Source organism: Bradyrhizobium sp. GW821-FHT13H05 (genome assembly GCF_058804065.1).
Genome location: NZ_JBXAPO010000004.1, coordinates 684,116 through 696,202, shown reverse-complemented (window position 1 = coordinate 696,202; position 12,087 = coordinate 684,116). Strand labels below are relative to the sequence as shown.

The 12,087-nt window shown below is 65.3% G+C and carries 12 protein-coding genes and 1 pseudogene; 3 read left to right on the top strand and 10 right to left on the bottom strand.

The window, feature by feature from the left end; genetic code table 11:
* Nucleotides 1-16: 16 nt before the first annotated feature.
* The 6 genes from AC1RR3_RS16450 to AC1RR3_RS16425 form a co-directional block, all read right to left on the bottom strand.
* Complete coding sequence (locus tag AC1RR3_RS16450; RefSeq protein ID WP_492824151.1) at nucleotides 17-829, bottom strand: class I SAM-dependent methyltransferase; 813 nt, start codon at nucleotides 827-829, stop codon at nucleotides 17-19.
* Nucleotides 830-881: 52 nt separating this feature from the next.
* Nucleotides 882-3,191 (bottom strand): caspase family protein, encoded by a 2,310-nt coding sequence (locus tag AC1RR3_RS16445; RefSeq protein WP_492824150.1) that lies wholly within the window; start codon nucleotides 3,189-3,191, stop codon nucleotides 882-884.
* Between the two features lie 111 nt (nucleotides 3,192-3,302).
* Nucleotides 3,303-3,839 carry a VOC family protein gene (locus AC1RR3_RS16440; protein ID WP_492824149.1) on the bottom strand — a complete coding sequence of 179 codons (537 nt, stop codon included), beginning with the start codon at nucleotides 3,837-3,839 and terminating at the stop codon, nucleotides 3,303-3,305.
* Between the two features lie 243 nt (nucleotides 3,840-4,082).
* Nucleotides 4,083-5,051 carry a Bug family tripartite tricarboxylate transporter substrate binding protein gene (locus tag AC1RR3_RS16435; protein WP_492824148.1) on the bottom strand — a complete coding sequence of 323 codons (969 nt, stop codon included), beginning with the start codon at nucleotides 5,049-5,051 and terminating at the stop codon, nucleotides 4,083-4,085.
* 11 nt (nucleotides 5,052-5,062) lie between these two features.
* A complete protein-coding gene (locus tag AC1RR3_RS16430) occupies nucleotides 5,063-5,956 on the bottom strand; it encodes an MBL fold metallo-hydrolase (protein WP_492824147.1) in 894 nt (297 codons plus the stop codon).
* 3 nt (nucleotides 5,957-5,959) lie between these two features.
* Nucleotides 5,960-7,162, bottom strand: coding sequence for an ABC transporter substrate-binding protein (locus AC1RR3_RS16425; RefSeq protein WP_492824146.1), 1,203 nt, complete (start codon nucleotides 7,160-7,162; stop codon nucleotides 5,960-5,962).
* Between the two features lie 163 nt (nucleotides 7,163-7,325).
* Between AC1RR3_RS16425 and AC1RR3_RS16420 the strand changes: the two genes are divergently transcribed.
* The 3 genes from AC1RR3_RS16420 to AC1RR3_RS16410 are packed head-to-tail and all read left to right on the top strand — an operon-like array spanning nucleotide 7,326 to nucleotide 9,409.
* Nucleotides 7,326-8,024, top strand: a complete 699-nt coding sequence (locus AC1RR3_RS16420) for a TetR/AcrR family transcriptional regulator (protein WP_492824145.1) — start codon at nucleotides 7,326-7,328, stop codon at nucleotides 8,022-8,024.
* Nucleotides 8,002-8,553, top strand: coding sequence for a carboxymuconolactone decarboxylase family protein (locus AC1RR3_RS16415; protein ID WP_492824144.1), 552 nt, complete (start codon nucleotides 8,002-8,004; stop codon nucleotides 8,551-8,553). Before AC1RR3_RS16420 ends, AC1RR3_RS16415 begins: the two co-directional genes overlap by 23 nt.
* A gap of 10 nt (nucleotides 8,554-8,563) precedes the next feature.
* On the top strand, nucleotides 8,564-9,409 hold the full coding sequence (locus AC1RR3_RS16410) for an SDR family NAD(P)-dependent oxidoreductase (protein WP_492824143.1): 846 nt from the start codon (nucleotides 8,564-8,566) through the stop codon (nucleotides 9,407-9,409).
* A gap of 115 nt (nucleotides 9,410-9,524) precedes the next feature.
* Here the strand turns inward: AC1RR3_RS16410 and AC1RR3_RS16405 are convergent.
* The 4 genes and pseudogenes from AC1RR3_RS16405 to AC1RR3_RS16390 all read right to left on the bottom strand — a co-directional run bounded on the left by AC1RR3_RS16405 (nucleotide 9,525) and on the right by AC1RR3_RS16390 (nucleotide 12,056).
* A pseudogene (locus AC1RR3_RS16405) lies at nucleotides 9,525-10,035 on the bottom strand (DoxX family protein).
* Nucleotides 10,035-10,814 (bottom strand): HvfC/BufC N-terminal domain-containing protein, encoded by a 780-nt coding sequence (locus AC1RR3_RS16400; RefSeq protein ID WP_492824142.1) that lies wholly within the window; start codon nucleotides 10,812-10,814, stop codon nucleotides 10,035-10,037. Before AC1RR3_RS16400 ends, AC1RR3_RS16405 begins: the two are co-directional and overlap by 1 nt.
* Complete coding sequence (bufB, locus tag AC1RR3_RS16395; RefSeq protein WP_492824141.1) at nucleotides 10,804-11,709, bottom strand: MNIO family bufferin maturase; 906 nt, start codon at nucleotides 11,707-11,709, stop codon at nucleotides 10,804-10,806. The genes AC1RR3_RS16400 and bufB overlap by 11 nt, the downstream gene beginning before the upstream one ends.
* 41 nt (nucleotides 11,710-11,750) lie before the next feature.
* Nucleotides 11,751-12,056, bottom strand: a complete 306-nt coding sequence (locus AC1RR3_RS16390) for a BufA1 family periplasmic bufferin-type metallophore (RefSeq protein ID WP_492824140.1) — start codon at nucleotides 12,054-12,056, stop codon at nucleotides 11,751-11,753.
* Nucleotides 12,057-12,087 lie beyond the last annotated feature (31 nt).

Sequence of the window (12,087 nt, the reverse complement as noted above, 5' to 3'; positions counted from 1 at the left end):
CTGAAGCCTCCTTCGCTTACGGCCGTGCCGTGATCACCAGCGCCTGGATCTTCGCCTCGACGGGGCCGGGTCCATAGCGAGTTCGGATCTCCTCGCCGACGGCGTCCGTCGCGGCCTGAAGCTTGCTCGCATCCCTGGCCTCGATCTCGTTGCGGAGTGGCGTTCCCTGGCAATATGCGAACGCGACATATTCTGGTGTCGGCGCGCGGCTCACCGCAGCAAGCGTCTCGATCGAGATGTGGCGGAAGCCCGCCTGCTCCAGATCGGCCTTGATGACCGCCTTGTCGTGATAGCCGTGCGGCGTCCGCTCCATGAAACGGGGCGGATCATCGGGAAAGATTTTTCCGAGCATGGCCGTCGCCTCGTCCGCGAACACATTCTCCTCGATGCGGTCCCAGACGTTGAATACGAACGTGCCCTCCGGCCGCAACACCCGCTTCGCCTCCTTGTAGCCCTTGACGCGGTCGGGAAAGAACATGGCGCCGAACTGGCAGCAGACCACGTCGAATGTGGCATCGTCGAAGGGCAAGGCGGTGGCATCCGCCTGGCGCCACGTCACACGCTGGTCCTCACCCTGCCGCTGCGCCGCGATCGCGAGCATCGGCTCGTTGAGATCGGTTGCGACGTAACGGATTCCGGGCGGCAGCGCCGCGGTCACGGCCCGCGTGACGGCGCCGGTGCCTGCGGCGGTCTCCAGCAACGTTGACGGGGAGAGAGCGGCGACGCGCCTTGCGATGTCGGCGGCGTAGTGGGCGAAGATCAGCGGAACGAGATACTCGTCGTAGATTTTCGGGATCGAGCCGGCGAATACCTTGTCGGTGGCAGCCATGCTGGCCTCGCTGAAGGTTCGGACGCGAACTCAGGCTACCATGGATCGGCCTCTAGCGCGCCAGCAATGACGTGAACCCGGCCGGTTCCTGCATTGCCTTGCGCGCTTCCAGCGACATCGGCTCATAGCGGCTACCGCTGGCGATGCTGAGCCGGCTTTCGATGCCGTTTGAACCCGCGTAGCAACCTTCGGGCGTGTAGCTGACATAGCCGTCGTCGCCGAATCCGATGGCGGTGAGGAGCACGCGGCGTTCGGCAATGTCCCAGACCTTGATCGTCTTGTCCTCGCTCGCCGAGATCAGTCGCGTGCCGCCGGGGAAGAACGCGACCGCCTCGATGTCCTCCTGATGGCCGGCAAAGCTGGCGAGCAGCCGGCCGCTGTCGGCGTCCCACAAATTCACCGACTTGTCGCGCCCGCCGCCGCCGGTCACGATGCGTCGGCTGTCCGCCGACCAGCCTGCCGACACGACATAATCGCGGTGTCCGGCCAGAAGCCGCGACGCACCGCTCTTGACGTCGAAGATCTTCGCGGCGCCGAGTTCCACATCGGAGCCGGCGGTGACGACGCGCGTTCCGTCGGGCGAATAGGCCACGCGCAGTGCCTTGCGGCCGTACGCGTCCTTCGCATCGATGATGCCGCTGGTGCGATAGAACCTGATCTTGCCGTCGAAGCCGGCCGAGACGAACTCGCCGGAGCCTGATGGCGCGTAGCTCAGCGAGCGCACCGCGGCGCGGGCGGAATCGGAGTTCTGGTGATCGAGCCTGCTCCTGGCCAGCTCGCGGGTTTGCAGGTTCCAGATCCGCACGACGCCATCCTCGCCGGCCGAGGCCAGATATTTGAGTGACGGCTCCGGCGCGAAGGCGACCGCGAATTGCTTGGTGCCGGCGTCAAAAGTCAGGATCTGGCCGTCGGTTTTGAGATCCCAGACCTTCACCTTGCCGTCCCATCCGGCAGAGGCAAGCATCGTGCTGTCAGTCCAGTAGTCGAGCGCATAGACCGCGCCGGCATGTCCCTTCAACACGCGCGTCTGGCGGAACGAGGCTGCGTCCCAGAGCCGGATCGCGCCGTCGTCGCCGGAGGTCGCAATCTGCCTTCCGTCGGGGGAGACGGCGATGGTGCGGACGCTCGCGCCCTCGACATTGGGCTTGATCGAGACCGGAATGAAAGGACCGCCGACGGCGTCATTGCCGCGCCGCGCGGTCCGCGTGGTGCAGGTCGAGGACGGAACGGCGGCGACGCTCTTCGTCTCGGCCACCGGAGGGGCGGCGAGCGCGAGTGGCGTGACGGTCGCCGGAGCGGCCGCGAGCTTCGGTGCGACGACGGGCTTTGCTGCCTCCGGCTGCGGCGGCAGCACAGGCGCGGTCTGCACCTTCTTCGCTTCGACCTCGACGGTGGCGGGCGTCGTGCGAGGCGTCGCCGCGGCAAGCCTGTTGCGCTGAACTTTTGCAAGTTCGGTGTAGAACCCGCTCGGATGTGCGGCGATGTAGAGGTCCCAGGCCTCCACGGTGCCGACGCGCTCGGCGAACTCGTAGTCGCGCGAGGCGCTGTTGTCCGTGGATGCGACCGGAGCAGGTGGCGAAGCAGCGGGCGCGGCCGCCGGTGCCAGTACGACGTCGTCGCCGCCGAGTGAGCCGTAGATGAAAGGCTCCTGCCGGTTGGTTGTGGCTTGCAGCACCTCGTCGCGGACATAGCCGAACGCCTTGCGCAGATCGAGGCCGGGCGTTGCGAGATGATGCGCCAGCGCGGTGGCGAACGGGCTGTTCTTGCCGTCGCCATCGAGCGCGGTGAGCCCGGCCTTGGCGGCGAAGGCCACCAGCGTGTTCGGGCTCGACGGCTCGACCTTGGCAAGGCCCCGCGCAACTGCGCGCGAGGCCATCGTGCGTTTCATGTTCTTGGCGAACGGATTGTCGCGGCAGGCATCGAGGATGACGAGCCGCAGCCGCTTCGCCGGCTCGATGGCGACGAGAATGCGGTCGAGCCCGATGGTCTCGTCATAGACGTCGGTGTCGTTCTCGAGCTGGGCGTCGACCGGAACGATATAATTGTTGCCGTCGATCTCGATGCCGTGGCCGGCGTAATAGACCACCGCGATATCCGCGCTGCGGGCTTTGGCGCCGAAATCGCGCAGCGTGCGCCGCATGTCCTGAGCGGAGAGGTCGTTGCGGGCATCGACCACGGTGAAACCGGCCTTCTTGAAGGTCTCGACCAGAAGATTGGCATCGTTGGTGGCATTGGCGAGCTTGGGGGCGCGCTGATAGGCCGAATTGCCCATCACCAGCGCCATGCGCTGGTCGGCAAGCGCCGCGGGCGGCTGGATAACAAGCGCCAGGGCGGCGAGAGCAAAGAGATAAAAAAACTTCATCACGGCCCCCAAGCCGGGATCTGGAAATGCCGGAAAGAATATCCGACCGGGGCCGCAATACAATTTCTATTTGGTGCTCGCGGATGCTTCTCCGCGTCGCAGCGCCTGCGGTTACGATTTCGTGACGACCTCGCGGATCGGTCGTGAGCCGTCCCAGCTCAAGGCCGCCTGCCGGACTTTTTCGAAGAACGGCCCCTTGGTGCCGCTGATGTCGGAGATCTCGATCACGGTTCCCGGATGCGCCTGGGTGTCGAAATAGGCAAAGCGTCCCTTCTCGCCGCCGATCTGGCCTTCATGGCCGATCCTGTAGCCGAGCCCGATCGCCTTGTCGTAGAGCGCCTGATAGTCGTGGCTCCAGTAGGACATGTGTTGGAGGCCTTCATGGCCGGCGTCCAAAAACTCCCTGTACAGCGAGGGCGCGTCGTTGCGCTGCTGGATCAGCTCGATCTGGAGATCGCCGGAATTGGCCAACGCGATGCTCATCTCGACGGCGGAATCTTGCCCGCGATGGCGGAACCAGTCGGTCTTGACCCGGTCCATGTAGTACCAGGGGCCGACGCCCATGGTGTCGATCCAGTGCGTCATCGCGGCGTGGATGTCCCGCACCACATATCCGTTCTGGCGCACCGCGCCGAAGATGCGGCTCATGCCCGCGCTCCTCTTCTTACCTTGTTCACTTCGGGGCTATCGCATATGGCCGCAGCACGCTGCCGGCCGAGCACGGCCTGCATGGTTCGAGACGCCCGCTTTGGCGGGCTCCTCACCATGAGGGTCTGATACCTCGCCGCAAAACGGGACCTCATCCTGAGGGTCCGCCGCAGGCGGGCGTCTCGAAGGATGGCCGCAAGCGAGCTCTCCGCGACGTCTTTCCTCATTTGCGCCACCCGCGGTTCACTTGACCTCGATGCCTGCGTCCTTGGCAACCTGCTTCCAGGCCGCGATGTCGCGGGCGTTGATGTCGCGCTGCTCGTCGCCCGGCACGAATTGCGGCGTGATGCCGAGCCCCAGAAGCTTCTCCTTCACTTCGGCATCGCCGAGCGCATCCTTGAGCGCCGCCGACAGCTTCTGCGCGATCGGCGGCGCAAGGCCCGCCGGCGCGTACATCGCCCAGGACAGGCTGCGGTCGAACGGCACGCCCTGTTCCTTGTAGCTGGCGACATCAGGCAAGCTCGGCGAGCGCTCGCCGCAGGCGGCCAGCGCCTTGATCGAGCCGTCCTTCACCAGCGGCGTCGCGGTCGCCACGTCGAGCGTGGCAAGGGAGATGTGGCCGCCGAGCAAATCGCCTGCGAGCTTGGCGATGCCGTTGAACGGCACGTGCTCCATCTTGATGCCGGTCTGCTGCATCAGGATTTCCGCGCAGAATTGCCCGGTCGAGCCGATGCCCCAGCTGCCGTACTGGATCGGCTCGCCCTTCTTGGCGAGCGCGATCAGGCCCTTGATGTCATTGGCGGCAAAATCCTTGGTCGCCACCAGGATGATCGCGGAGACGCCGACGCGCCCGATCGTCGTAAAATCCTTGATTGAATCGTAAGGCAGCTTTGGATAGATCGCCGGCGCCAGCACATGCGTGGTCATGCCGCCGACGGTGATGGTGTAGCCGTCGTTCGGCGATGCCGCGACCATCTGCGTGCCGAGCGTGCCGGCAGCTCCGGTGTGGTTCTCGATATAGATGCTCTGCCCGAGCGTCTTGCCCATCTTGTCGGCCAGCAGCCGGCCGACCACGTCGCCGCCGCCACCAGCCGCGTAAGGCAGCAGCATCCGGATCTTGCGGGTGGGATAGGCGGCGGGATCTTCGGCGCGCGACGGCAGCGCCGCCGACAGCAATGCGAGAAACGAAAGCGTGACAGTGCGCAGCATCATGATGGCATTCCCTAATCTTCGAAAAGAAATCTGTAGGCATCGCCGTACCGGATCACACGACCGGCGGTCGGCGTCGGAAAATGGCCGGTGAGCAGATAGCTCGGCGTATCCGCGATCTCTTCCAGCAGCGCCATCCGTGTCGCCACCGCGGCGGCCGGATCGACGTCGGCGGCATTGGACAGCCACGGCGCCGCGCACTGGATCGGATGATGGATCACGTCGCCGGACATCACCGCGTGATCGTGGCCGCCATTGAGGTGGATCTGCATGTTGCCGGCGGTGTGGCCGGGTGCCGGCGCGAAGCGCAAGGCGGCGTCGCGATCGCTGAACAGGCGATGGTCGGTCTCGACGAACTCGGCAAGGCCGGCCGCGACCACCGGCAGCACGGAATCCTCGAACGAGCCGTGGTTCACCGGGCTCCTCGGCGCCGCATTGTGCGCGGCCTCGAAATGCCGGTATTCCTCGCGCCCCATCAGATAGCGCGCGTTGGGGAAGGTCGGTACCCAGCGGCCGTCGAGGAGCCGCGTGTTCCAGCCGACGTGATCGACATGCAGATGCGTGCACATCACGAAGTCGACCTCTTCCGGCGCAACGCCGAGCGCCCGCATGTTGTCGAGATAGGGCTGGTTGAGGTCGTTCCAGACCGGGACGCGCGGCCGATGCTTGTGATTGCCGCAGCAGGTGTCGACGATGGCGGTCCAGCGCGGCGTGCGCACGAGATAGGAGTGATGGCTGAGGATGAAGCGGCCGGTCTCCGGCTCGATATAGCGGTGATCGAGCCAGCTCCGGTTCTCCGCGATCACGGCGTCGGTAACGTTGGCGAACAGCCAGGTCTTGTCGAATGCAAGCGAAGCGATCTCGCTGACGAGGTCGACCCGCATGCTGCCGATTTTGACCTGCCGCATGCTTCAGTTCTTCAGGAGACCGCCGAACGGCACCCAGCGCGTGCCGTCGAAGCGGATCAGCTGGAGGCTGGTCATCGGCGTGGTGTGCTCGGGCGAGTTGCTCACCGCGGTGCCGTTGATCAGCATCGGCAGCTTGACGTCCTTGAGCGACGTCGCCTGCTTCATCACATTGGCGCGGGTGAGGTCGTTGCCGGACGCCTTCAGCACCGTCACCAGCGTCTGTGCGATGGTGTAGCCGTAGACGTTGAGCCAGTCGCTCTTGTTGGCGTCGGGCAGGTACTTGTCCATGAAGGCGAGCCATTCCTTATAGCCGGCATCGTCCTTGTTGGCCGGGTCGGTTGCGTCCTTCAGGTACTGGCTGGAAATGACGCCGGTGGAATTGTCCTTGCCGGCCGGTTCCAGCACGCCGCTGATCGAGGCCGAGACGTTGGAGATGATGGTGACAGGCTTCCAGCCGATCTCGCCGATCTTGCGGATGGCTTGCGCTGCGAATTTCGGCGTCGCTGCGACCAACACGACGTCGGCGCCGGCGGTCTTGAGCTGGAGGATCTGCGTGTCGACCGTCGGCGCCGAGGTCTCATAGGCCACGCGCGCGACGATGGCTTCGCCGCTGCCGAGCCCTTCTTCCAGCGCCTTCAGATAGTCCTTGCCGAGATCGTCGTTCTGGTAGAGCACGCCGATCTTCGCATTGGCGTGGCTCGCCTTGATATATTTGGCGTAGGCGATCGCCTCGTCGCGGTAGGTCGGCTGCCAGCCGACGGTCCACGGAAAGTTCTTGGGATCGTCCCATTTCGCCGCGCCCGACCCCAGAAACAGCTGCGGCACCTTGCGGTCGTTGAGATATTTGTGCACAGCGCTGTTGGTCGGCGTGCCGACGCCGCCGAAGATCAGCAGCACCTCTTCGCTTTCGACCAGCCGCCGCGTCTGCTCGACCGTCTTCGGCGGGCTGTAGGCGTCATCGGCGATGATCATCTGGATGCGCCGCCCGTTGACGCCGCCATCGTCGTTCACCTTGCGGAAATAGGCTTCGGCCGATTTCGCGATCTGCGCGAACGCCGAGACCGGGCCGCTCAGCGGCGCGGTGGTGCCGATCTTGATGGTCTTGTCGTCGGCGCCGGAATCGTACTTGCTTTGGGCGGAGGCGGCGCCGCCTGCAAGCAGCGGCAACAGGATGCAGGCCGCACGAAGGCTGGCAAAGCGCGCCATGACGTCGTCTCCCCAAATTGCTCTCCGCCTCTCAAGGGGCGGAGTTGAAACACGAGAACAGCGCCCGCGGACTTGCGGGCCACGATCGTTGCCGCCAGACTGACAAAACGAACGATCGTTCGTACGGTTGACTAGCGAACGATCGTTCGTTAGTCAAGCCGTCATGGCTGTCCACACCACCAGTGCGGTTGAAGCGGCTGCGCCCACCACGCGCGAACGCATCCTGACCGAAGCGCTCAATCTGTTCGCGCAGAGCGGCTATGGCGGCGCCTCGATGCGCGAGCTGGCGCGTCGCGTCGGCATCCGCGAGAGCAGCCTCTACAACCACTTCTCCGGCAAGGCCGCGATCCTGGAAGCGATCGTGGCCGAGCACGGCCCTGCAAGCTCGGCGAGCCGGCTGGAAGAAGTGCGCTACAAGCAGCTCGCGCGTCAGCCCGCCGCGTTCTGCCGGCAGTTTGCACTGGACCTCGTCGAGCAATGGTCCGATCCGCGCGAGCACCAGTTCCAGAAAGTCATCACCGCCGAGCGCAACCGCGTGCCCGGCATCCGCGCCAAGTTCGCCGATCATTTCTACGCGCGCGAGCAGAGCATGATGACGGACTATTTTCGCGGTTTTGCGCTCGCGGGTCTCGTCTCGACGCCTGACCCGCGCGAGACGGCACGGCTGTTTGCGGCGGGCCTGATCTATATCCGCCTCGAACATTATGTGATGGGCGCGGCGCCCTCGCCGCGGCCGAAGGTGATCGAGGCGATCGATCGCTATCTCGCCTTCTTCCTGTCGCTGATCGCGGCGGGTAACGACGCTGACAACAAGAAACGAAAACCCAAGGGAGAAACGCGTGGCAAGGCTGCCCCTGATTGATCCGGAGACGACGAGCGGCGACATCCGCGCCTCGTTCGACCGCATGCCGGTCAAGCTCAACATCTTTCGCATGATGGCCCATGCCGAGGCCAACATGATCCCGGCAATGCGGCTCGGCAATTCGATCCTGCACAAGCAGAAGCTCTCGGCCGTCAACCGCGAGCTGCTGATCCTCCAGGCGGCGCAGCTGGAGGGCGGCGCCTATGAATGGCGCCAGCACGTGCCGATCGCGCTCGGCGTCGGCTGCACGCAGGGGCAGGTCGATGCAGTGGAGCGCAGCGATTACGATGCTGCCGCGTTGAACGAATCCGAGCGGGCGCTGTTGAAGTTCGGCCGCGAAGTGGTTGAGAACGTCCGCGTTCCCGAAGCCACCTTTGCTGCCGCGCGAAAACATTTCAGCGACCAGGAGATCGTCGAATCCATCGTCGCGCTCGGCTTCTACATGATGATGGCGCGCGTTACCGAGGCGACCGAGACCGATCTCGATCCCGCGGCCGGCATGAAGGTCTATGACGGCGGCAAGAAATAGGGCGGCTGACATGGCGGAAACCGATAGCAAGCCGGACCGTTACGTCCGTCCACCAAGCGCGGAGTCGCTTGGCGAAGCGCCGGGCAGGGGACGCCTGAAGGGACGCCGCATTCTCATCGTCGGCGGCGGCCAGCGCGTGTTCGACGCCGCCACCGATCCGATCGGCAACGGCCGCGCCATGAGCATTTTATGCGCACGCGAGGGCGCCAGGGTTGCGGTGGCCGATCTCAATCGCGCCTCCGCGCAGCAGACCGTCAAGCACATCACCGATGAAGGCGGAGAGGGCTTTGCCATCGCGGCCGACGTCACGAGCGAAGCCGACGTCCAGCGCATGATCGAGGAAGCCCATCGCGCCATGGGCGGCCTCGACGGCATGGTGCTGAACATCGGCACTTTCGGCAAGACCGGGCTCGATAACGTCAGCCCCGAAGAGTGGAACAGGATCTACGACGTCAACGTCCGCGGCCCCATGCTGTGCTGCCGGGCGGCGATGCCAAAGTTCGACAATGGCAGCGCCATCGTCTTCATTTCCTCCATTGCCGCGCTGAGAGCCGGTTCGCAGATGGCGGTGTATGATTCCTCGAAAGCCGCGCTCGGCGGCCTGATGCGCAACATCGCCCATCTCGGCGCGCGCCGCGGCGTCCGCGCCAACCTCGTCTATCCCGGCCTCGTCGACACCCCCAACGGCCGCGAAGCCGGCGCCGGCCGCCCCAACCGCGGCAAGGGCCACGTCCCCTTCGGCCGCCAGGCCACAGCGTGGGAGATTGCTTATGCCGTGCTGTTCTTCCTGTCGGATGAAAGCGTCTATGTCACCGCGCAGACGCTCGCGGTGGATAGTGGCCTGAGCGGGATGTAAGCGGAGATCCGTAGCCCGGATGGAGCGAAGCGCAATCCGGGACCGCCACCTCATCGTGCGAGCCGCCCCGGATTTCGCTGCGCTTCATCCGGGCTACGAAGTAAGCAACGCGTGCCTATCGCTCCTGCGATAACGCGCGCCCGATCAGATAGTCGAGCGAGACGCGCCCCGGGCCGTAAGCCATGATCGCCAGCGCCATCGCCGCCCAGGTGAGATGGATCGGCCAGCCGTCAGGCACCGTGAGCTCGACGATGAGCGTCATGAACAGCAGTCCGAGACCAGCGAATCGCGTGCCGAGGCCCAGTACGAGCAGGATCGGAAACATGATCTCGCCGCAGCCCGACAGGAACGCCATCACCATCGGCGCGGGAAAGTTGGTAGGGTCCACCGGGCAGATGCAGCATGAACTCGTCGCTGAATAGCGTCACCGCGGTGTCGTTGAGCTTGAGGAAGCCACCCCATTTCAGCATGCCGGAGCGCCAGAACGGCACGGCCAGCGCGAGGCGCAGTACGAGCTGGACGAGCGAGGGCGCCGCGATCGTCTGCACCAGCTGATTGGCCTTGTCGACGAGCAGCCCGAGTGACGGCAAGCTGCCACCCGTCGCCATGCGTTGGTCGGTGATCATCATGCGTCTCCGAAAGCAATTGAGGTGAATGCGCCGGCCTCGATCAGGCCGGCGACGTTGGTGGCGATGTCGAAATCGGGCGACGCATCCAGCGCCGACGCGGCGGCTTCGCCGAGCGATTGACCGGATGCGAGGCAAGTGGCGAAGACGGCACCGCCGGGCGGCAGATGCCGGACCGTGACGTCGAATGCGGGTCGCGTGATCAGCGCGTCTTCCGGTGTGGACGCGTCGATGCGTGTGACTGGTGCGTTGTCGCGGTTGGCGGCGAAGATCGTCACGGCCGAAAATATCGAGCGCACGATCCGCGTCGCCGGATGCGGGACGAAGGCGGTGTCGGCCAACTGTTCCGGCGCGATCGCGGACAACCGGGCAGGGGACAGCGGCGCGGCATCGTGCGCATGATAGGCGTCCAGCCAGGCCCGCTCGATGCGGGCGACGTCGGCGAGCCAGGGCATCGTCTGCGCATGCTCGTATCCGGCGATAAAGTCCGGAAAATCCCGCCCGTATTCGAACAGCAACGGCGATACCGGCGGGTTGCCGCGGACGTGGAAGCGCGCTATGGCGCGGAAGAAATCGGGACCGGTGATGCGCTGCACCGCCGGATAGATCGCAGCGAGCGCCTCGATCAGGCTCACGGTGACGTTGTTGCGGTAGACGTCGTAGCGCTTCCCCGCCGCCTTGCCGTTCGGGCCGGTCACGATCGCGGGTGCGGTCCGCGCCGGATCGAGCAGCGCCGGTGCAAAGGCTGATGCAAAGGACAGAATTTGCTCAGGCAGCATGACGCCCTCCCGTCGCACCACAGCGATCGAGAATCGCCTGCGCCGCGGCGGCTTCCGCTCGCAGCACCGGCCAGTCGGGAATCTTGCTGTCCCATTCGATCAGCGTCGGCACAGGGCCGCGGCGGCCGATGACGATCTCATAGAGCTTCCACACGGCGTCTGCGACCGGACCATCATGGCTGTCGATCAGCAGCAGATCGCCTTCGTCGTCCGCCTGCTCGGCGTGGCCGGCGAGGTGGATTTCCCCGACGCGCGCCAGCGGAAAGTCGGCGAGATAGTCCAGCGCCGAGAATCCGTGATTGGTCGCGGACACGAACACGTTGTTGATGTCGAGCAGCAGCCCGCAGCCGGTGCGCGCCACGATGGCGCGGATGAAATCGGTCTCGCTCATCGACGACTCGCGAAACGCGACATAGGTCGACGGGTTCTCCAGCAGCAGCGGACGGCGGATCGCCTCCTGCACCTGGTCGATGTGGTCGCAGACGCAGGCGAGCGTCGCCGCCGTGTAGGGCAGCGGCAAGAGATCGTTGAAGAAGCTGGTCTCGTGCGTCGACCAGGCCAGATGCTCGGAGACCAGCGCCGGCTGGTAACGCGCAACGAGGCCGCGGAAACGCGCGAGATGCGTCTTGTCCAGCGGCTGAGGGCCGCCGATCGACATGCAGACGCCATGCAGCGACAGCGGATGATCGCGGCGGATCACTTCCAGCGCGCGATGCGACGGCCCGCCGGCGCCCATGTAGTTCTCGGCATGGACCTCGAAGAAGCCGCGTTGCGGACCGGCCTCAAGAATCGCCGGAAGATGTTCCGGCTTGAAGCTGGTTCCGGCAACGCCGCCGATGGGGCTGGAATAGCGGAGCGGCACCGCAGACGTCCTGAGCGTGATAGCCGTCGTCATGATGTCGCTCCGCTGTTCCCTGTTGTCGTAATCGCGACGCGTCAGACCGGCTTCAGCGAACCCTTCTTGCCGCCCGGCAGGTCGATGCTGGTGCAGGTGCCGCCCTGGACGAATTTCCAGGCGTTGCCCTGGAAGTCGACGGTCGAGGTGCCCTGGCAGGTCGTGCCCGGTCCGGCCGCGCAATCGTTCTGGCCCTTCAGCGCGACGCCGAAGCATTTTTCTTTCTTGGCGGCCACGGCCGCATCGGCCTCGGCCTTGGTCAGCGGGCCGGCGGCGGCGAGGGTGGCGAGCGCGGTCGACATCGCGCCGGCGAGAGCGAGCGTGGTGATGACGTGTTTGGCAGACATCAGGTTCTCCTTTTGAGATGGCATCGCTGGC